This window comes from Anisomitus miae (SeqCode) (genome assembly GCF_054906395.1).
In genome coordinates this window covers 1-21,822 of the sequence record NZ_JBRACL010000009.1, presented here as the reverse complement: position 1 = coordinate 21,822, position 21,822 = coordinate 1, and the positions used below count along the sequence as shown (strand labels likewise).

The following is a 21,822-nucleotide window of genomic DNA, read 5'->3' as shown; positions in this document are numbered from 1 at the left end:
AGTAATACGACTGTGTACGATTGATTAAGTAGTAACATTAATTTGTAACTTTTGTTAACGATTTGTAGTTTGTAGATGATGGAAAATTTTGTATTAAAACTTAGTTTGTAAAGAATAGAGGAGTACCTAGATGTGTAGGTGCTCCTCTAGTTTGGGTTTGGTAGTTTGTCTTAAGAATTATATTATAGAGTTATATTAGATCTCAAAAACATAAATATAATCGTAAGAAAGTAAGAAAAGAAGAGATAATTTAAGAAAATACGAAATAATATGGTAAAATATTGATTAAATCAAGATATATAAATATGTTAAAAAAAGATTACAAATGTTATGATTGTACCAAGGAAAAGTTATAATATAAGTTTCAATAATTGGTAGTAAATAGTAAAGTAATTTTTAACTTTGTTTTTAAAATTTAGGAGGACAAGTATGAGATCTAGAAAGTTAAGAAAATTAGTTGCAAGTATTGCTATGTTAGCTATGGTTACAGTGGCTATACCAGGAGCTAATGTTAGAGCAGTCGATGTACCTAAGTATGAAAGTGGGTGGGAAGTAAATAAGAGACCTACAGTTGGAACTATAAGTGGTACAGGCACTCAGTTGACTAGTAGTGCTACTAAGTCTACTAGTGGTACTGTGTCAATTGAGAATGTCAAAACAGAGGTATTGACTCAGGATGTGGTAGCTGGAGGAAAGTCTTATTCTGCTAATTCGAGTGAGGGAGGAGTTGTTAGACTAGGTCTGAGAGTGAGCGGCAACTTGGAGAGCTACCTAAGGTCGTATATAAATGATGCCGTTTCAGAGCACAGAGATAATGTTAATACTGTAAACTCTAATAGGCATAACAGTGGTACTACAATAAAGTCAGATAGACAGGTTGAGCTTGCTAAGCGTGTGTATGATTCTTTGTTTGGTAAAGATAGTTCAGGAGTTGCTTTGAATGGTAATTTGAGGTTTAACCTGACTTATGAACTTAACGGGTCTACTAGAACAACGAGTGTAGGATTGTCTGACATAACATTAGATCACCCTACAACCAATTCTTCAGCGATAAATTCGGTTGATGATTTAAGGTCAATAGTGGATGAAAATGGGTTAGTTTATATAACTCTTAGAGGATTGCCAAGCAACATAACTATCACTAACGTTGAGCTTGATTCGAGACAGAGCCTAAGTGTTGTGACGAATACAGCTGGAACTGCTTATTCAACTCAAAGTTCTATAGATTATACTGCTGGAAGAGTGGCTATACCTTCATCAACTTGGTCTCTAACAGGTTCGTTATATCCATCGGTTACTGTTAACGGCACCTCGTACAAGCAATTTAACGATGCTGGAGTATCAAATGTAATTGAAGCTAATGAGCATGTGTTTGTTGATATTTCAGGTAGCACTGTGACGTTGGTTGATATTTTGAAAGATCCTGATAAAGTGGTTACAGGTGTGACTGTTCACGAGAGACGTGGAAACACTTATAATGCGGAAGTTGGAGATTTCGTATCTGGTAAATATAGATATACTGAGAATGGACAAAATAAGATTGCTACTATAGATCATGGTACAAGGTATAGAGATATAAAGATTCTTGGTTTAGCAAATAGGACAACCTATGAGTTTGATTATATGGATATAACTTACAAATCAGGTGATGTTGAGAGAACTCAAAGAGTTTCGTTCAGTAATAGTTTGGCTACAGGTGGTGTAACCGGAAGTAATTATTTGGTCCTAACAACAAGTGATTATTTGTCTTCTCAAATACATGGATATTCTTCTTTAGGAAGTACTTTATATCAGGTAAATGTTGGTAGAAATAGCCTTGAGTATATAATAAAGGTTGATGACGTTACTAATTTAAGCAGGATAGAAGTTAGAGGTTTAAGATCCGGAGAGACTTACACAGTTACTGATGTTAAGTCTCAAGATGGAACAAAAGATAAATCTAATTGGTTCGCTGTAAAAATAGACGGATTAGAGCAAAATAGGACTTATGATTTCTTGTCTATAGAAACGGTTTATAATGAAAATGGAAGAGAAAGGTATGGTACTGCTATTTCATTAGGAAGAAGTTCAGCTGATTTAGGTGCGGTACTGTTCCCGGGTAATAACATACCTACTAATGGATATAACTGGTTCACAACAACAAATAACAATAATGTATCAGAAGCCTGGGTTGATTCTACGCTTAAGTCTGAAGAGGTAGCAGGTGGAGTTAAGTTTTATGGAAGAATTAAAGATGCGGATGATATATTAGATAAAGTTAACGTTTATGTTAAGAATGGGTCAAGTTATGAGAAAATAGATGATTCTAATGTTAAGCTTGAGAAGACTTTCAGAGTTACTAAGGGATTGGATATTAATTCAGATGGAACTATAAGCGGTACTCAAACTATAGATTATCCTTTCATAACTTCTGGAACAGGTTCTACTATTTCTATAACAGAGAGTGACGTTGAGTCAGCTTCTGAAATGGTTGAAGTAACTGTTAGTGGTCTTGCTTCAAATACTTCTAGAGATTTTAGGCTTGAATTTGTGACTACTCGGAATGGAAGTTATGTATCTTCTATAGTTACAGGTAGTATAGGTGCATTTGGATCTATACCTACAAATAATACAAAAGCTCAGCAAACTATAACTAGGTTTGTTAGTGGTAAAGCTGGGGCGACTAAGGTTCAGGTTAATTCATCAAATGTTACTGTTTCTGGAATAACTTCAAGTACAGCTTCGGTTAATGCTGGTATACAAAATACTGGAAAGGAATCTATAGCTGTTGAGGTTTCAGGTGCTTCAGGAGTTACAGCTAAGTATGATGCTACTACCAATTTGATTGAGTTAACGGGTCTTACTTCTGGAACTGAGTATAAGGATTTAAAATTAACTCTTAAGTATGCTGATAAGAGCGCTACGGTGAGTGTGCCTACTTTCAAAACTATAACTCTTTCTAGTAATACAGGAGTTCAAGGTGGAATTGTTGGATATGTTACAAGGGTTTATACAACCTTCTTTGATAGAACTCCAGATCGTGGAGGATTGACTTATTGGACAGATAGATTGACTAGCAAGCAGGAAACTTTAAAAGGATTCTTAGGGCAGCTTTCATTTACGCCTGAGTTATTGCAGAAGAATTTGAGCAATCAGAAATTTGTTGAATCTATGTATGCTATGGTTGATAGAGCTGGTGAAACTGATGGAGTTACTTTCTGGGTTCAAGAAATAGAGAAATCAATAGGGTCAGGTGCCACTCAGAGTGAAGCTAGGGCTAGTATAGTTTCTAGAATGTTGGATACTGATGAAGTTAAGAGTATGGCAACAAGATTAGGTATAAAATTTGAATAGTGGTATTTAAATAGAAAACGAAGTTCATATCGAACTTCGTTTTTTCAATTTAATTTATTTTGTTTCAAGAAACGTATCTATTTGTTCTTTTAAAGGCTTTAAAATATTTTTTATTGCCTCTATATTTTGGGGAGATTTTATTTGATTGAAATAATAAAATGCTCTTGTATAATCTCTGAAACTTAAATATATGAGACCTAGAGTGTGGAGAACGTGTGAGTAAGTACCGTCTATTGTATTAACTCTTCCACTTATATCTCCCACAGATTGGACCATAGCATTTATCTGAAGAAATTTATCGCTCATTACAGAGTCATTTTCCAAAATTAGCTTAAAATAAAATGCATCTAAAGAATTTGGTATTTCATATTCCATATGTTCTATTACTTCTTTTAACAGAGGATACTTTTTATGTGATACAGCTATTTTAGCCAACAAGGTTAATATGTTGTAATAAAAATTTTCAATTGAGTTTTGTGTGTGTTTTAATTTAAGACCTGATTTTAATATTTTTATACATTCATCTATGTCATGTCCTAGAATATTTTTTTCGCGTCCAAGAAAGTAGTACCATCGAATTTTATTTGGTTCTAGTTTTATCATTTTTTCGAGGATCTCGGTATTCCTTTCAGCCTTATTCTTTTCTTTAAATACTTCAGGATGATATCCATCGTGAGTTAGAGTAAGATTTAGCATAATATAATTTATCTCTTTTTCATTTCTTGAAACGATTTCTTCATGAATTTTACCATCAAATTTCATCTCATGCGTTTTATTAAATATCCTTTTTGTAGTATTTATTCTTTGACCTAAGGAGTCTATAGTAGGAGAAAATACAAGAGGATAATCTTTATTTGCTTTAAAGTTAGTAAACATTGCTATCAAGTCTTTTATGAGATAAAATTCATCTATTGGCGTTTCATCTGCATCGATTGATAATATCCAATCGTTTGAAGATTTTTCTATTAATATATTTCTCGAATACGCAAAGTCTTTTCTCCACTTATCATGGAATATTTTAACTGATGGGAAGTTCTCTTCTATTATCTTAACGGTGTTATCTGTTGATCCAGTATCTAGAACTAAAACTTCATCTGCAAATTTAGAGAGTGCACTTAAGCATCTTTCAATACAACGCTCTTCATTAAATACAATTAGATTTACAGTAAGTTTTACAGGCTTTTCATCTGAGAATATATTTATTAATTTTACCAAATCTTCATTTGTTAAGTCCTCTTGGTAATTTACATAATCATCATTTATAAAAAACTTTAGTATATCAGGGCATGTCCCGTTTATGAAACTTAGAAGTTTTATACGCTTAATTAAATTTTCTTCGAACTCTTTAGATATACCAAATTTATCTGATTTTAGCTTTTCAAGTACGTATCTGTGAAAATTTAAATTGAATTTAAAATAATCAATATCTATATTTTCTATTATTGATTTCAGTGCTAACATCTTAAACCACCTTTCGAATGTAAATGTTACAAATCTTAACATTAAAAAATTGTTAAAATCATTAATATAATTACTTCAATTTGTGTAAAATTATAGCATTAACACATAATATTTACAATCAATTTAAGAAAGTGTTAAAAAACGAGGTGTTTATGAAAGGAATTATATTAGCAGGTGGAGTTGCAACGAGAATGTTCCCTGTGACGTTATCCATAACCAAACAACTTTTACCGATTTACGATAAGCCAATGATTTATTATTCCATATCGACACTTATGAGTATTGGAATAAGAGATATCTTGATTATAGTATCTGAAAATCAAATTAATAATTTTACAAATCTTTTGGGCGACGGTTCCCAATTTGGTGTGAATATAATTTATGAGATACAAAAAAATGCTAATGGATTGCCAGAAGCATTTATTATTGGAGAGAATTTTATAAAAAATCATAAAGTTGCTCTGCTTTTAGGAGATAACATTTTTTATAGTGAGAGTTTTTCAAGCGTTTTAAAAGACTCAATTAAGACTCAAGTTGGTGCCACATTATTTCTATATAATTCTTCAAATCCTGAATTTTTTGGTGTAGTCGAAATTTCTAGTGATAATAAAATCATATCTATTGAAGAAAAACCCAAAAATCCAAAATCAAATTATATTGTAACAGGTCTTTATCTTTACGATGAAGATGTAGCATATTACGCAAAGACTCTTAAGAAAAGTAGTAGAAATGAATTAGAAATAACAGATTTAAATAATATATACTTAAATAATGATAAACTTAATTATAAAATTTTAGATAAGGGATTTTCTTGGTTTGATATTGGTACTTTTAAATCTCTATATGATGCAACTAAGTTTATAAAAATATTAGATGAGCATCGAGGGATTAAAATAAGTGTGCCTGAAGAAATAGCTTATAAAAATAATTGGATATCTGAAGACGATGTATTGAAATATGCACTTAAGTATGGCAATAATTCTTATGGAAAATATTTGAATGAAATTTTAAATCAAGAAAGTATAAGGTCGTATAAAAAATCGGGGGGGGGTAATTATGTTTAAAAGCCTCAAGATACCAGGAGTTAAAATTTACGATCCAAAAATTTTTTATGATAACCGAGGTGCATTTTTTGAAACTTATAATGAACGTATATTTTTTGAAAACGGTATAAATTGTAAATTCGTACAGGATAATAATTCATTTTCATCGAAAAAATATACAATAAGAGGACTTCATTACCAGAAGGGAAAGCATGCACAGGCAAAACTTATAAGGTGTGTTAGAGGAGGTATTTTTGATTTTGTAGTAGATTTAAGGAAAGATTCTAAAACATTTTTATCTTGGATAAGGATTTATCTTAGTGAGGAAAATGGAAGAATGGTTTTTATTCCTAGAGGGTGTGCCCATGGGTTTATAACTCTTAAGAATAACACTGAGGTTTCATATAAGGTGGATAATTTTTATAATGTGAAAAGTGAGAGAACGCTTATATATAATGATAAAAAAATTAAAATCGATTGGGGAATTGATTTGCGTAAAGAAAATATTATTATTTCAAATAAAGATTTGACAGGCAAGAGTATTGGAGAATTGGATCTTTGATATTTAAGTAGTAAATATTTAAATTTAATGGTACAATATTCTGTTAAGTGTAAATTAATTGATTATTTGATTTTCAATTAGATAGGATAAACTTTGGATTTGACTAAATCTTGAAAACCATAATTTATAGAGAGATTTTATTTAATAAATATGATGAATTTTTCAGTAAACAAAAAGTTTTATTTTGGAGGATTTTATGAAAATTTGTGTGACTGGTGGCGCTGGATTTATTGGAAGTAATTTTATTCATTATATGATTAACAAATATAGGGATATACAAATTGTTTGTATAGATGCACTGACTTATGCAGGGAATCTTGAGAATTTGGAAATTGTTAAAGAGAATACAAATTTTAAATTTTATAGAGGGAATATTTTAGATATTATATTCCTTAATGAAGTTTTTTCTAAGGAAAATTTTGATGTTATTGTTAATTTTGCTGCTGAATCGCATGTGGACAAGTCTATTACAGATGGTAAAATATTTTTAGAAACAAATATAATAGGTACAAAAAACTTGATGGATATGTGCATGAAATACAATATTAGAAGATATCATCAGATTTCTACAGATGAGGTATATGGAGATTTAAATATAGACGATAATAAGTTATTTTCGGAAGAAGATTCCTTAAAACCATCATCTCCTTACTCAGTATCGAAGGCATCAGCCGATATGCTTGTAATGAGTTACTATAAAATGTTCAAACTGCCAGTAACGATATCTAGATGTTCGAATAATTATGGACCTTATCAATACCCTGAGAAATTAATACCTCTTGTTATAGTTAAGGCTATTAGAGATGAAAACATCCTTGTATACGGTAAAGGGGATAATATAAGGGATTGGATACATGTTTATGATCATGTGATAGCTATCGATAAAATTATTAAAGATGGTAAAATCGGTGAAATATATAATGTATGTTCGAAAAATGAAATGAAGAATTTGGACTTAGTAAAAAGGTTATTAGATATTTTAAATAAAAGTCATTCATTAATAACTTGTATTGAAGATAGGATAGGGCATGATATAAAATATGCTGTTAATGATAGGAAAATAAAAAGTGAACTAGGGTTTAGTTGTAGAATTGATTTTAAAGAGGGACTGGAAAGTACTGTGAAATGGTATTTGGATAATTTAGATTGGGTGGAAGCAGTTTTAAAAGATAAATATATAGAGGGATAGATATCTATGTTTTTTGTAACTGGTTCGAATGGACAATTAGGATTTGAAATGTGTAAAGCTCTTAAGAGTTTAGGTATTAATTACTATCCTATAACTAGAGAAGATTTTGATTTAACTAAAAAGATAGAGATATTTAAATTTTTTAGAGATAAAAATGTTGACTGTATAGTACATTGTGCTGCTTACACAAATGTGGATTTGGCAGAAAAATGCCGAGATTTATGTAATAGTATTAATTTTGAATCTGTAAAATATTTGATAGAAATTTCTAAAGAATTATCGTGTGAATTTGTGTATATAAGTACTGATTACGTGTTTGATGGAAAGAAAGATTCTCCTTATGAAGTTTATGATCTCGTGAGTCCAATTAATAATTATGGTTATACGAAGGCAAAAGCTGAGATATATGTTTTAGAGAGATACTCGAAGGTTTATGTTATAAGGGTATCTTCAGTATATGGCATGGGAAGTAAGAACTTTGTGAAAAGCATAATAAACCTGTCTAAAGTAAACAAGGAGATAGGTATTGTATGTGACCAAATTGCTTCTCAGAGTTATGCTAAACATTTGGCGTATGGAATTATAAACATAATAAACTCAGGTAAGAGAGGTATATATCACTTAACTAATGAAGGTTATTTAAGTTTTTATGATTTTGGAAAAATGGTTTTTAATAAAGCTGGAATTAATGTTAAACTGAAAAGAATATTATTGAAAGATTACAAAACAGTTGCGAGAAGAGGACATAATTATATGCTGTCAAAGTCGTGCCTGGAAGAAAATAACATACCACATTTATCAAGTATAGAAAATGGTATTTCAGAGTTTATAGATGAAATGGGGTTGCAATTAGGTGAATTATAAAAAATGTAATATTATTGGAGTAATTTCCTTTATTATTATAATTTTATTTATGGTTAACCTAAATTATTTTTTAGAGGTTTTGAACCATAACATACTAAATATAAAGTTTGTAGGAATAAAGAATGGTGAATTATTTTTATCTGAACTTAGCGACATCGTATTAACTAAAGATGATTTATTGAACTATATCAATAGCAATATAAAACAAATTGGTGAAAGTAAATTAAATGGTTTTGATTTTTCCATATATGTGAGAAATGTTGAAGAACAGGACAACTTCAGAGAAAAATTTAGGATATCTATTGATGAAAATTTTACAGATACTTTGTATAAGAATTTGAATCTAATTCCCAAAAATCAAGATTTACTTTTAAAATTTGTAGTGTATTCGAAAGATAATACATACGTGAGCACGATATTTGGAGTTAAAATAGTTGATGAAGTATACAGAAATGAAGGCAAAATCATCTTAGAATTAGATGATTTTACAACAGATGGTGTTAGTAGTTTTGTAAGCATACCTAAATATTTGAAATTAATATCAAAAAATAAAGTAGATATTACTGCAAAGCATGGTGAACTTGATATTAAATCTTTAACAGCATACGTAGATGAATTAAATTTAAAGATAATTATTGAGAATTTAGTGCCATTGAAGGAGTATTCACATATTAAAATGTCTACTAAAAATAGTGAGGGTACTGATGTAATATTAAGGATCAATAATATTGTAATGCAGCCAGAAACTAACTTGCAGGAATATCTATCTAGAGTTTATTTAGTAGTATTGGGAAGATATCCATATGAAGGTGATTACAAGAGTACGTTAATTGATTTGAAAGATAATAAAATTTCAATTAACGAATTTTTAAACAAATTTATTTCTAATGAAGAATTTAATACTGTAAATGATACACCGAAGAAAATTGTTGATGGTATATATTACCTCGTTAATAAAAAAAGTATAGATGGTAGAGTATCTACGCTAGTGTTGGACGAGTTTAATCAACTTTTACTAAGTAGTAATACACGTGAAGAGGCAAAATTAGAAATACTTAATAGATTTTTATCATCCGAGAGTAGTTCAAATTACATAGAAAAACAACTAAATTTTAAGGTGCAATAAATTATAAGTTACAAATTGTATAATTTAAGTAAATTTTTTTTAAAACATCTCGATTATAAACACATAAACTCAATTTAAGTAGAGTTAATAAGTTTGGCGAATCTGAATCTAAATTTAAATACTTTCGAGGAGGAATAGATGTTAGGTAAGAAATTTACTAAGAGGTTAGTAGGTACTTTATTATCTTTGGTTGTGCTCTCTGGTACTATAGGAGTATACGATATAGATATGGCTTTTGCTGTACCAGCGATTGAGGACAAGTATATTCAGGGAGATAGGCAATTTTCGGTAAACCTTTCATCAACTGAGATTCCAGCTGGTTCAAATCCTGGTGCTGTGGATTTCAATGGTAATGGTAAATATGATGATGGCGAGATTTTACCTTTGAAAGGTACAGAGGATTTTAAAGTGTCTGCTTCGGCAACAACAGATGAAGAAGATTTCTTAGAAGTTGTTGAAATTGACGGTAAGATATTGCGTAACAATGTAGTTGTTAAGAGAGAGGATGACAGTCAATATACTAAAACTTACTTGAGGGATACATCTACAGGTGGGTATATTTATGTTAAGGTTAATTTTAAAGGTAATGTCGGAGAGGCAATTAAGTCTACTCTGGATAAGGCAGTAGAAGAGTATAAGAAGAACAAAACTCTTCTTGCTGAAGGAAAAGGTAGCCAAATTTCTTTACTAGAACAAGAGACTCTTGCAACAGTTATACAAAATTCACTTGGTATGGTTAATGAGTCAGGTGCTTTAATAAATAAGGATTTTTATCTTTCTGTGCACTACAATACTGGTTCAAAATCTGAAGTTAAAAAAGTTTCTGTACAGGATATATTAATGGATACGACTACAGCTAAGATAAACCAATATACAAACACTTATAATGCACCTAATATAGTAGACGAAGATGGTAACGTTTATTTAAAAGTATATGGATTGCCATCAGGAAGTGAAGTTACTAAGGTTCAGTTTGAAGGGGATCTTTCTTTTCCTTCGTTAGTTGAACAAAGTGTTGTTAAGAAAATATCAAAGCAGTCAAAAGTTAACGAAAAATCAGGTATAATTCCATTTATAGATCCTATGTTAACTGAAAGTATCAATGTTGATAACTCAAATGCTTTGGATCCCCTTACAGTTAAGGCTACAACATCATATTTTGTTGACATAAGTGTAGATAGTAAGGGCGAGGTGACCACAGAAGGGAATAAAACTGTAGAGTATGTGGGACCATTATCTGATAAAGACGAGGCACATGGATATAAACATGCTAATATAAGACCACTTGAAGATGCTGTGGTTTTCTATGATGCTATATATGATCCAGAAAATACTATAAAAAGAATACAAATTAAAGACTCTAATGGTAAACTTTATTCAGGAACTATATTAAAGGAAGCAGATAAAGTTGGTAAGTTTCAATCTTATGCTACAGCTGATAACGTAGTGAAAGATCCTGAGAAAAATTCAGCAGCATATAAAGACTTTGTTATAGAAGGATTGAATTCAGGAACAGAATATAAGTTTACTGAGCTTATAGTAACCTTTAACTCAGGAAATGGTGATGTTAACAGAAGGTTTACTAATTATGATCCTATTTCAATTAATCCGCTTGTTATCAAAACTATGGGAACATCATCTACAGGAGATTTATTAAAATCCTTTGAACTTAAGAGCATTTCACCTACAAAAGCAGAATTTTCTATCGGATTTAATGATGCAGAAGGAATAATTAAAGATGTTAGAATTGAAGGTGATTCAATAGCAAGTTCTGTTTATGACAAAGAGAATAGAGTATTAAGCCTATACGGAATAACTCCTAATACTACTCATAAAGGATTACAACTTGTAGTTACGCTTGTTACTGGTGATGAGTTAGGTATGGATGTAGGTGAGTTTACTACTGGTAAAGTTACGAGTGCTAAGGATTGGATCAATGGATTCTATCATATATTCTTCTTAAGAGATGGAGATCAAGATGGTATGGCATACTGGACATCTAAGCTTTCATCACATGAAATGACTGTTAACTACTTCGTATCTAATATAGTAAATGAAGAAGAGTATAAGCAGAAAAACTTAGATAACTCCAAATATGTAGAGCGTATGTATAGATCTGTAACTGGAAGAGGTTCTGATGCTGATGGTCTTGCATGGTGGGTTAGAACTCTTGAGGAGACTATAGCAGAGACTGGAAATAGAACAGCAGCTATGCAGAATATAGCTCAAAGAATGCTTGGAGAAACTGAAACGAAGAATTTCTTGTACAGTATTGGACTTAAAGTAGAATAATTTTTATAAAAGCGATGCTTCTATGAAGCACTCGCTTTTATTTGTTTTTAGTTATTTTTTGTTTACACTCAAATATAATTGTTGAGAATAATAAAATGGGGAATAAATCAAGGAGGAACCGTGGGAGATTATTTGGATACCTACTCTAAATTTTTGATAGGCAATTTTGAATTTTTCAATAAAGTTGTAGAGAAACTTTTATCTGGACCTAAGGTAAATAAAGAATTGGTTTTGAGAGTGCAGAGAAGGATTAAGGTTTTAAAATTAATTGATAGCGTTTCTGAACCTCTTGAAAAGTATTTTTATGGTGATTATTACATGGATGTATTTGAACGAAATTTGTTTGATGACCTAGAATATTTTGTTGAATACCTTTTAAGATATAGGAAGCGAGAAGTTAATATAAACGTTAATAATGTTTCTGAGGGTATTTTAAATTCAATTTGTTCTAAATCATGTGAGAAGATTCATAATTATAATTGTTCTGATAATGTGAAGATAAATATAAACTCAAATGAGGCATTTCTAGAAGATTATGACGAAATAGATGAACTATATTTCATATTAGATGAGATAGCACGTACTAATATAAATTTTAAAATTATAGATATAAATAATGACACTGAATCTTTTGAAGACAGGATACATGATAAAAAATTAAGAAATTATGTAAATACTAAAGTAACCCTTCTCAGAATAGATGATTACCAAGAGCTTATAAAGAAAAAAGATATAGATGAATTTATTTTAAATAGAATGAGTTTAATAGATCCAAACCCTATATGGCAACATTATTTGTTAGATATAAAGCTAAATAATAAAGAATTACCTAGAACTATAATTAAGCATGCCTCCTATATAAAAGATAATTACGATAGATATGCTTATTTAAATAGAAATTTATATAATTTTATTGGAGTAAACGCACTTACAATTTTATGTGAAAATTATATAGAAACAGGACAACATGAAAAATTTGAAGAATGCTATGAAAAATTGAGGAGTATAGAATCTAACTTATTAGAACTGATGTATTTAAGGGCTAAGAATATTGTAAAGAGCAACGATTTTAAAATAGAAGAGTTTTTGAGATATGTAGGAAACGAATTCGAAAAAGATCCAAATAAGTTTTCCGTAGTAGATTATGTACCACAAAATCTATATAGTCTAATAGGAAAGATACTTGAACAAAAGGGCGATTATTTAGGTGCAGCTGAAAGTTATCAGGAAAGTGGAGAATTACCTGAGTATGTAAACAAAATTGGACAAGTAATTATTGATTTAAATGAAGCTATCTATGCAAATAATAAATATTCTAGTGGTATGTTTTTAACATCTAAAATAAAAAGCAACTATAATTTTATAAGTGATGATTCGAAAAATGTAAATGTGTATGATCCAATAGGAAGAGATTATATTAGGTGGTTTACATTCGAACTTTGTGCTAAGGAAATTAGAGAAAACAGAATACCTGGACAAATTGCTGAACTTGGGGTGTTTAGAGGAGAATTTGCAAAACTCTTAAATGAGGTATTTTATGATAAAAAATTATATTTATTTGATACCTTTGAAGGTTTTGATGATAGAGATATAAATCAGGAACGTATAAATTTAGATAGTGATAAATATGTATTTGAAACTTCAGAGCTTCTTAAAAGTACAGATGTAGATATTATTATGAGCAAGATGAAAAATAAGGAAAATGTAATTATCAAAAAAGGTTATTTTCCAGAAAGTTTAGGTTCCTTGGAAGAAAAATTCTGTTTTGTGAGTTTAGATGTGGATTTATATGGACCAACTTTTGAAGGACTAAAATATTTTTACGAGAGATTATCAGATGGAGGATATATATTTATTCATGATTATAATCATAAGTTATGGCCAGGTATCTCGGATGCAGTTAAGGATTTTGAAAATATGATTGGAAGGAAACTTTGTAAAGTACCTATAAGTGATTATTCCGGTACACTGGTTATAACAAAGTAATATAAATTATTGAAATTTACGGTAAATTGCTAATATCAAATATTTTATATATTTGATTTTATATAGATTTTTAGCCAGAGGTTTTAAAATTCTCTGGCTATTTTTCTATTAAGATATTAATAGGAGGGGCTATGGAAGATTTAATAACAGTAATTGTTCCAATATATAATAGAGAAAAATATGTTTCGGAAACGATAGAGAGTATAATTAATCAGACTTATGAGAATCTTGAAATAATTTTAGTTGATGATGGTTCAACAGATAATACCTTAAGGATACTTAAACATTATGAGAGGATTGATAATAGAGTAAAGGTATTTGTTCAAAAGAATATGGGAATTTGTATGGCAGTTAAAAATGCTTTGAGGATTTCGAGTGGAGAATATATTGCAAGATGTGATGGTGATGATATTAATGAATTAGATAGATATGAAAAGCAATTGAGATATTTGAAGGAGAATGATTATGATGCAGTAGGGGCATATGTCAAGAGTTTTGGGAATGGTAGCGAAACTGCGAAAAGAGGAATGGAATTTTTAAATAATGTTGGAATTAGAGATGGAGTTGAACAGTGGATACGAGTGTATAACGGAAAAACGATCGGGGGGGGATTACTAATGGCTAGAGCTCAGGTGCTTAGAGAGTTTCAGCCATTTCATAAAGACTATGGTTTAGTTGAGGATGTTTATTTTTACATAAACTTGACTAAAAATAGATGTAGAATTGGAATTTTAGAAGAGGTTGTATATAATTACAGAGTTCATCATGAGAATACTTCTTTATGCAGTAATAGAAGAACTGTTGTTGGGAAATATTTTGAGGTTTTGTTTAGGTTTTTGTTTGATGAGCACTTGAAGGAATATAAAAATATTGTAATTATTAAGAGAGAAGAAGAACTAAATTTAATAGTGGATAGTTTAGATAAATATTTTAAAGGATTGAATTTTATATTCATAAATGAACACAATGCTGATTACTTTGTGGAAAATGAGGTTTTGAGTTATGCCCCAGAGGAGAGTATACTTTTTGTTGGAGGAATGTTTTTAAAATACTTCATTGAAATTTTAAATCAGGGGAATTACTACAGGCTGTATGATAATTTCTTTCCTTTGATGGATTGCTTTTGGTAGGCTTGACCATTTGGAATTTTTCCAAATGGTTTTTTTATTTTGAAGAATTATATTTATAAACTAAAATAGAATTTGTAGTGCGAAAAACTTTTTACGGGAGTGGGAATTTGAAAGATTTAATAAGCGTAATAATCCCTGTTTATAATAGAGGGAAATACATTCATGAAACTATCGAAAGCGTACTTAATCAAACTCATGAAAACCTCGAACTAATTTTAGTTGATGATGGTTCAACTGAATACGATACATTTGCAGCCATGAAGCATTATGGAAGAATCGATAAACGAGTTAAGGTTGTAACTCAGAAGAATAAGGGCATAGGTTTAGCCACTAAAATGGGTGTGTCTATTTCGAGTGGTGAATATATTGCGAGATGCGACAGCGATGATATTTGTGAAAGAGAGAGACTTGAGAGGCAGTTGATGTACTTAAAAGAAAATGATTATGACATGATTGGAGTATATTTAAAGAGTTTTGGTAGCGGTGATGAAGTATCGAAATTAGGAATAGAGACTTTCAATAATCGTCCAATTAAAAATTACTTTGATCAAAAAGTTAGAATCTGTACAGGGAGTACGATAACGGGAGGGACATCTTTTGCTAAGGCTTCAGTACTTAAAAAACTTGATCCATTTCACGGAAGGTATTCTTTATCTGAGGACATGTATTCATATTTAATTTTACACAAAAACGGATGTAAGATAGGTATTTTAGAAGAGCCTTTGTATAATTATAGGGTTCACAATGATAATACTTCATTATCTGACAGGAGAAAAGAAGGGGTTTATAAATATTTTGAATTGTTGTTTATGTTCTTGTTTAATGACCTAATTTATGAATGCAAAAACGTAATAATCATGAAAAGACAAGAGGAAGAGAAGTTAGTTTCTCACATGTTAAATGAGTATTTCAGTGATTTAAGGTCTAAGTTTAAATTTGTAAATGAATTTAATTTCAGGTCTTTTGTCGAGAATGAAATTTTAAAATATGACTCTGACGATAGTGTTTTTTTCGTTGGGAATTTATTTTTTCGGGAAATTTGTGAAATCTTGAACCATAGAAATTATGTCTTGTACAAGAATTTATTTATATTGGTTGACTGTTTTTGGGGGGATGAACCCTTTTAGATGCCATCTAAAAGAGCATTTTTAATTTTTTATCTTAGCAGGTGAAATATAGCTCAACGTAAAAATACAATTTAAAATAATGTGAATGAAAATTTTGTGAAGGTGAGAAATGGAAGATTTAATAACCGTTATTGTACCGATTTTTAACAGAGATACGTATTTACATGAAACCATAGAGAGTATTCTCAATCAGACCTATAGAAATCTCGAGATAATTTTAATTGACGACGGGTCAAGTGACAATGTCTTAAGGATAATGAGGTATTATGAAAGGCTTGATAATAGGGTAAAGGCAATTACTCAAAAAAATATGGGGATTTGTCTAGCTGTGAAAAATGCTTTGGCTATCTCAAATGGAAAATATATTGCAAGGTGTGATAGTGATGACATATGTGAACTTGACAGATATGAAAAACAATGGAATTATTTAAAAGAGAACGACTTTGATATGGTTGGATGTTATATAAAATGTTTTGGTACTGGGACAGATGGACAAAAAAGATTTTTAGAAAATTGTGTAAATAAGACAATTAGAACATATAATGAGCAAAAGGATAGAATATTACTCGGTCAACCCATAACAGGAAGTACTATATTTTGTAAAGCGGATGTGTTGAGAGAGATTATGCCATTTGATAAAGAGGCTTCTATTGTTGAGGATTTTTATTTAAGCGTAATGTTTCATAGACATGGAAAAAAGATTTCTATACTCGAAGAGGAAAAACTAAATTATCGAGTTCACGATAAAAATTTTTCGTTGAGTAATAACAAGAATCTTTTAAGTAAGCATACTGAAATAGCATTTAGGTATTTGTACAGGGATATTATTCGAGAAAGCAGAAGTGTAATAATTTTTAGGATCAAAGATGAGGTTGATAGTATTTTAGAGATACTGGTGAGGTTTTTTAGCGATGAGCTATATAAGTTTAAGATATTAACAGAATATCAATATTATGAATATTTAGTTAATAATATGAACGAAGTCATGGATGAGAAATATAAAGTTATATTTTATGGATTAAGTTTTAGAGAGATAGTCAAACCCCTTATAGAATGTGGTAAATATAAGTTATATGAAAATATTTTTTTATCGGGAGGTTAAACTAAATTATTATTATTCCACCTAAATAAAAATCTATACTGATTAAATTGTTAAAAATATTTAAATATCTATTAACATTCTTGACTTTCGAATAAATTATGTATTATTATTGTAATGTAATTGTTATTATTTTATAAAAATGATTAAAATGCTTTTGAAATTGATTGGAGAGTAAATGACATTATTAAGGAGGCGTTTTTTTAGTTTTAATAGGGTATGGCAATGTAAAAAGTTAACTGTAATTCGAATTATTTGTTTTCTTTGGAAAAGAAATACCTAAAAATGTTTGACTTAAAACTTAAACCTGAATTTTTAATTTTATGTTTTTGCGATTTATAGTAGAGTAACTTTTGATTTTGGCGTATTAGGTACAATTACTATGGAATTAGTTGATTTTATGTTTGAAAAAATTAAAATTTTGGAGGCAAAAATTATATGAATAAAAAAAGAGTAGCGTTGGCATTGGCTGCTGCACTTAGCATTAATACTTTCATGGTTACAGTTGGACAAGTTGGTAATCAAATTAACGTGGCACATGCATTAACTACTGAACAAGCAGCTTTACTTAATGGCATTTCAATGAGATACTTGACTACTAAGGTAGAATACTCTTCAAGCGGTGATGTACAGTTATCTTTCGACCTTGTGTATGGAGGTAGCACAACTGCTCTTAACAAGAACACAGTTGATAATGTTACAGTATCAAGTGCATTCACGCATACGAAGTTTAAAGAGAGAGAAGATATAGATAAAGAAGGTAATACAATATCATCTGGAACATGGAATTCTGAAACAGGAAAGTTAACATTAAGTGGTAAACCAACTCAACCTGGTATATATACAGGAGAGGTAGAAGTAACATACAAAGGTGGAATTAAAGAGAAGTATACAATAACACTTAGGAAGACTCCATCAGACTCACTTAAGTATACAGCAGATGTTAAGGTAGGGACAGTTGAAATAAATGGACTTACACTTAACAACGGAATTGATGATACATCCTATACATTCGATAGCAAAGACATAACACTTACGAATAAGAGAACAGGTGGAGTAGCAGAAGTTATAACGGGTAGTTCAAATAATAGTAAATTTGTATTCAGTGCATTAGATTTAGCAGATGATGGTAAGTTAAAAGAGGGAGATGTATTAACACTTAGGATTAAGTATGGAAGAAACAAAGAGTATGAGTTAACATCTGAGGTATTAGTTGTTAAACAAAAAACCCCTAAAATAGAAGATGCTTTTATGACTAATACAGCTAGTTCACCAAAGAGTGAATTAGAGTCGAGCATGAAAAAGAACTTTGGGTATTCTAGTCTTACAGTGAATACTACAAATATTTCACAAGATACGGTAAATTACAGTGTTAATGCGACTTCAAGTACTGATGGTAGTCAAACTGGAAAAACTATTTTGACTTATGAACAGACTTATAGTGGTACAAATAACAAAGTAGGAGGAGCTGAAATCGATGTAACAACTAGTGGTACTGATGTTAAACTTACAATTACTGGAGCACCTACAACTGTTATAACGGAAAATAATTTCGTTCCTGGTGTAACTGTAAGTTATGGAAAAACTGCTGCCAACTCAACAGCACTTATAGGAGACTATACTCTGAGTGTGCATGGTCAAACGCTTACTTATTTTAATGCTTTAAGTGGGATTACTCCTAAAAAAGAAGGTAATGGTACAAGCAATAGTGATAAGCATCACTTAGGTTTTAGTGGAACTCCTCCGACAGCTATTAAGATTACAAACCCTAATATCAATTTGAATTTAAGTAATAACCTAGAACATGGGTACACATCTATTTCAGGAATATTTGAAGTTGATTATTCAAAAGATAAAGCAGCTATAGAGAAGATAAATAATGAGATGAGCAGTACAGCAGATAATAGGGTTCTTGCTACGTTTAAAGAAGATAATGTATCACCAGTAAAGACATCGTTGATAGTGGTAGCAGATACATTAGATGGAGCAGGAACACAGACTAAGTTTGATAGGACAAGTACATCAGAAGGAAAACTTACATTAGTTGGTGGTAAGAAGCTTGTAAATGGTATTGACTTAAATAAGGTTAAGTTAACAATAAGTGGAGCTACAGTAAGTGTAATAGGATCGGAGAGTAATGGAGATAACTTAGTATTCTTAGTGCAGTTTAATGGACAAGTACCAACAACAACAAACTGGACATTGAGCGTAGATGGATCAGATAAAGTTAAGGGAACAGTGAATACAGGAACAGTGGATGCGTTTAACTTACTAAGTTTATCAGCGACAAACTCAGGGACAGAGAATGTGAGTGATCAGTTTACAGTTAATGTATCGTATGATACATCTACATTTAGTAATGGTACATCTAAAGTAGATAATTTAGATTCAAATAGAGTGACACTAAGTCAGTTTACAGCAGGGTCACATAAGATCAGCTTAGACACATCTAGTGGTAAATACCAAGGGACATATGCAAGTGGTATAATGGTATCTAGAGGAAGCTTTACATTAGGAGTAACAGGAACGGAAGCTACAAGTACATCAGTGGCGTTAAAGATAAAACCTACATCGTTAGTTAGTGGAGCAGTGGACAAGATAAACGAAGGTATAATACAGTACAGGGAATCAGTTACAAGTGGATCTAACTCTAATGCATGGGTGAACTCTAACATAACATTTACAACTAGTGGAAGTAACAAAGAGATAAAAGACAAGACAGAGATTACGAAAGTAGTTACAGGGTTAACACCAGGAAAGACATATGACTTTAGAGTAATATACAGAGTTAACAATGGAAGCACAGTACAAGAGGAAGTTATAACAGAGGTAAAGAACATTAAGTTATCAGGAAGCACAAGTTCAGGGACTATAAGTGGAGGATCAGGATCAAGTTCTACGATAACAGGTACAGGAAGTAGCAGTAGTAGTTCATCAACAGGGAATGCAGCTACGACTACAGTGACATCTACATCGAGCAATACTACAGTGAGCTCAAGCAAGGCAACAGTTACACTGCCAACAGGATTTACGTATAGTGGAAACAGTACACCATCTATAACGGGAATTAAGTATAAGGGAAAAGATGGTAAGAGTGTAACGGAAACGAAAGAGGAGTTTAAGAATGTAGGGGTTAACTTTACCAATGGAAGAGCAGAGGTAGAAGGGTTAGTACCAGGGAAGACATATGAAGAGATAACAGTTAGTTATACAGACACGAATGGAGTAGTTAAGACATTGGTATTGAAGGATGTAAGTACTAGTGTAGGAAGTGAATCTGAGAGATATTTATCGAATGTATATGACACAGTATTTAACAGACCGGCAGATGAGACAGGATACCACTACCACTACAAGAATTTAGTGAACAAGACAACATCGTTGAAAGACTTTTTACTTAACATGTTGAATGAGAAGGAATTTACAGAGAGGTATAAGACAGCAGAGGAGAGAGTTGAGGGGTTATATAATGCTATAGTAGCGAGGACATCGGATGAAGAAGGCAAGAAGTTCTGGGTAAAGGAATATAAGAAATCTTTAGCGGTGTATGGGACAGAGAGTCAAGCACTGCAAGCTATAGCAGACAGGATGGTAAACGAGACGGAGCTTAAGGAATTAGCTAACACAATGAACTTCAAACTTTAGAGAAGGGCATAATACATAAGATAAACAACAAAGGAACTAAAGATAAATATAAGACGTAGAGTAACCCTCTACGTCTTTGTTATTATTATAAATATTTTCTAGCCTCTTCTTCACTCAACCCGTATTCCTCAAATAGAGATGTTATTATATCTTCTTCACTTGCACCTAGTCTCCTGCACGTATTTACCAATCTCTTTATTCCTCTCTCTTCCCCTTCAGCGATTCCCTCAAGTCTACCTTCACGAATACCTTCATTGATACCCTTAAGTCTACCTTTTTCGAAACTATCTCTAGCTATCTCCCTTTCTCTCATAAGTAGGTTCATATATTCCGCCCTCCATTCTTTATTATCCTTTATATCTCTTATCTTCTCTTCTATCTTCCTCACAAATTCACTCAAATTACTCTCATTACTCTCAACATACTCTAAAAAGTACTTTACCTCTCTATCATCTCCTCCTACATATCCCTTCGTGTTAAAGAATATTTTACTCGTACCATCTCCTAAATGTATCTCTCCATCTTCCACACATATATTCTCAAATGTATATCTGCTCATACCTCTACCAAATGGATCAAATCTACATATGAATATTATTATACTTTCCTTTAACTCTCTATACATCTCTCCCTTCTCTATCGCATTTAAATCTATCATCCCCTGATAGTATCTGCTCCTCCTAGCTAAATCCTTGTTATGTACTACCTGCATCTCTACGTTATATATCCTATTCTCATCCTCTACATATACATCAAGTCTCACACTCTTAGAGTCATAACTTATATCGATTACTTTCTGGTTTTCTACATACTCTATTTCTCCTATCTTCTTACCCAGCAGTATCTCCAATGTCTCCCTGCATATCTCCTTATCTCTCATTACCTTCGAAAACATAAAATCATTACTTATTGTTAAATCTTCCCACTTATCCCATCTATCTATCTCCATATCCCTCTCACTCCTC

General features: G+C 31.1%; 14 protein-coding genes. 12 read left to right on the top strand and 2 right to left on the bottom strand.

The annotated features are described in order from the left end of the window. Window positions 1-429: 429 nt before the first annotated feature. Window positions 430-3,333 carry a DUF4214 domain-containing protein gene (locus AALI31_RS06700; protein ID WP_489885766.1) on the top strand — a complete coding sequence of 968 codons (2,904 nt, stop codon included), beginning with the start codon at window positions 430-432 and terminating at the stop codon, window positions 3,331-3,333. Window positions 3,334-3,387: 54 nt separating this feature from the next. Here AALI31_RS06700 and AALI31_RS06695 read toward each other — a convergent pair whose 3' ends face one another. Then, entirely contained in the window at window positions 3,388-4,794 is a 1,407-nt protein-coding gene (locus AALI31_RS06695; RefSeq protein WP_489885765.1) for a glycosyltransferase, read from the bottom strand. A 152-nt stretch (window positions 4,795-4,946) separates the two neighbouring features. Here AALI31_RS06695 and rfbA point away from each other — a divergent pair, with 152 nt between their 5' ends. From rfbA to AALI31_RS06640, 11 genes are all read left to right on the top strand, one after another. Further along, window positions 4,947-5,858, top strand: a complete 912-nt coding sequence (rfbA, locus tag AALI31_RS06690) for a glucose-1-phosphate thymidylyltransferase RfbA (protein ID WP_489885764.1) — start codon at window positions 4,947-4,949, stop codon at window positions 5,856-5,858. Beyond that, window positions 5,851-6,399, top strand: coding sequence for a dTDP-4-dehydrorhamnose 3,5-epimerase (gene rfbC, locus AALI31_RS06685; protein ID WP_489885763.1), 549 nt, complete (start codon window positions 5,851-5,853; stop codon window positions 6,397-6,399). The genes rfbA and rfbC overlap by 8 nt, the downstream gene beginning before the upstream one ends. A gap of 196 nt (window positions 6,400-6,595) precedes the next feature. Then, window positions 6,596-7,588 (top strand): dTDP-glucose 4,6-dehydratase, encoded by a 993-nt coding sequence (gene rfbB / locus AALI31_RS06680; RefSeq protein ID WP_489885762.1) that lies wholly within the window; start codon window positions 6,596-6,598, stop codon window positions 7,586-7,588. 6 nt (window positions 7,589-7,594) lie between these two features. Further along, a complete protein-coding gene (gene rfbD, locus AALI31_RS06675; protein ID WP_489885761.1) occupies window positions 7,595-8,452 on the top strand; it encodes a dTDP-4-dehydrorhamnose reductase in 858 nt (285 codons plus the stop codon). Between the two features lie 49 nt (window positions 8,453-8,501). Next, complete coding sequence (locus AALI31_RS06670) at window positions 8,502-9,578, top strand: regulator (protein WP_489885760.1); 1,077 nt, start codon at window positions 8,502-8,504, stop codon at window positions 9,576-9,578. Window positions 9,579-9,716: 138 nt separating this feature from the next. After that, window positions 9,717-11,870: a DUF4214 domain-containing protein gene (locus AALI31_RS06665; RefSeq protein ID WP_489885759.1), complete on the top strand. Its 2,154-nt coding sequence runs from the start codon at window positions 9,717-9,719 to the stop codon at window positions 11,868-11,870. A gap of 120 nt (window positions 11,871-11,990) precedes the next feature. Then, a complete protein-coding gene (locus tag AALI31_RS06660) occupies window positions 11,991-13,856 on the top strand; it encodes a TylF/MycF/NovP-related O-methyltransferase (protein ID WP_489885758.1) in 1,866 nt (621 codons plus the stop codon). 131 nt (window positions 13,857-13,987) lie between these two features. Then, window positions 13,988-14,986, top strand: a complete 999-nt coding sequence (locus tag AALI31_RS06655; RefSeq protein WP_489885757.1) for a glycosyltransferase family 2 protein — start codon at window positions 13,988-13,990, stop codon at window positions 14,984-14,986. Between the two features lie 107 nt (window positions 14,987-15,093). Further along, complete coding sequence (locus AALI31_RS06650; protein ID WP_489885756.1) at window positions 15,094-16,113, top strand: glycosyltransferase family 2 protein; 1,020 nt, start codon at window positions 15,094-15,096, stop codon at window positions 16,111-16,113. A 109-nt stretch (window positions 16,114-16,222) separates the two neighbouring features. Then, entirely contained in the window at window positions 16,223-17,215 is a 993-nt protein-coding gene (locus tag AALI31_RS06645; protein ID WP_489885755.1) for a glycosyltransferase family 2 protein, read from the top strand. A 435-nt stretch (window positions 17,216-17,650) separates the two neighbouring features. After that, entirely contained in the window at window positions 17,651-20,857 is a 3,207-nt protein-coding gene (locus tag AALI31_RS06640) for a DUF4214 domain-containing protein (RefSeq protein WP_489885754.1), read from the top strand. A gap of 85 nt (window positions 20,858-20,942) precedes the next feature. Here the strand turns inward: AALI31_RS06640 and AALI31_RS06635 are convergent. Beyond that, window positions 20,943-21,822: Rpn family recombination-promoting nuclease/putative transposase (locus tag AALI31_RS06635; RefSeq protein WP_489885753.1), on the bottom strand; the 880-nt coding region annotated here is incomplete at its 5' end.

What these genes read in the sequence shown, in the direction of transcription:
- AALI31_RS06700 (WP_489885766.1), top strand. Translation starts at nt 430, where the DNA reads ATGAGATCTAGAAAGTTAAGAAAATTAGTTGCAAGTATTGCTATGTTA.
- AALI31_RS06695 (WP_489885765.1), bottom strand. Translation starts at nt 4,794, where the DNA reads ATGTTAGCACTGAAATCAATAATAGAAAATATAGATATTGATTATTTT.
- rfbA (WP_489885764.1), top strand. Translation starts at nt 4,947, where the DNA reads ATGAAAGGAATTATATTAGCAGGTGGAGTTGCAACGAGAATGTTCCCT.
- rfbC (WP_489885763.1), top strand. Translation starts at nt 5,851, where the DNA reads ATGTTTAAAAGCCTCAAGATACCAGGAGTTAAAATTTACGATCCAAAA.
- rfbB (WP_489885762.1), top strand. Translation starts at nt 6,596, where the DNA reads ATGAAAATTTGTGTGACTGGTGGCGCTGGATTTATTGGAAGTAATTTT.
- rfbD (WP_489885761.1), top strand. Translation starts at nt 7,595, where the DNA reads ATGTTTTTTGTAACTGGTTCGAATGGACAATTAGGATTTGAAATGTGT.
- AALI31_RS06670 (WP_489885760.1), top strand. Translation starts at nt 8,502, where the DNA reads ATGGTTAACCTAAATTATTTTTTAGAGGTTTTGAACCATAACATACTA.
- AALI31_RS06665 (WP_489885759.1), top strand. Translation starts at nt 9,717, where the DNA reads ATGTTAGGTAAGAAATTTACTAAGAGGTTAGTAGGTACTTTATTATCT.
- AALI31_RS06655 (WP_489885757.1), top strand. Translation starts at nt 13,988, where the DNA reads ATGGAAGATTTAATAACAGTAATTGTTCCAATATATAATAGAGAAAAA.
- AALI31_RS06645 (WP_489885755.1), top strand. Translation starts at nt 16,223, where the DNA reads ATGGAAGATTTAATAACCGTTATTGTACCGATTTTTAACAGAGATACG.
- AALI31_RS06640 (WP_489885754.1), top strand. Translation starts at nt 17,651, where the DNA reads ATGAATAAAAAAAGAGTAGCGTTGGCATTGGCTGCTGCACTTAGCATT.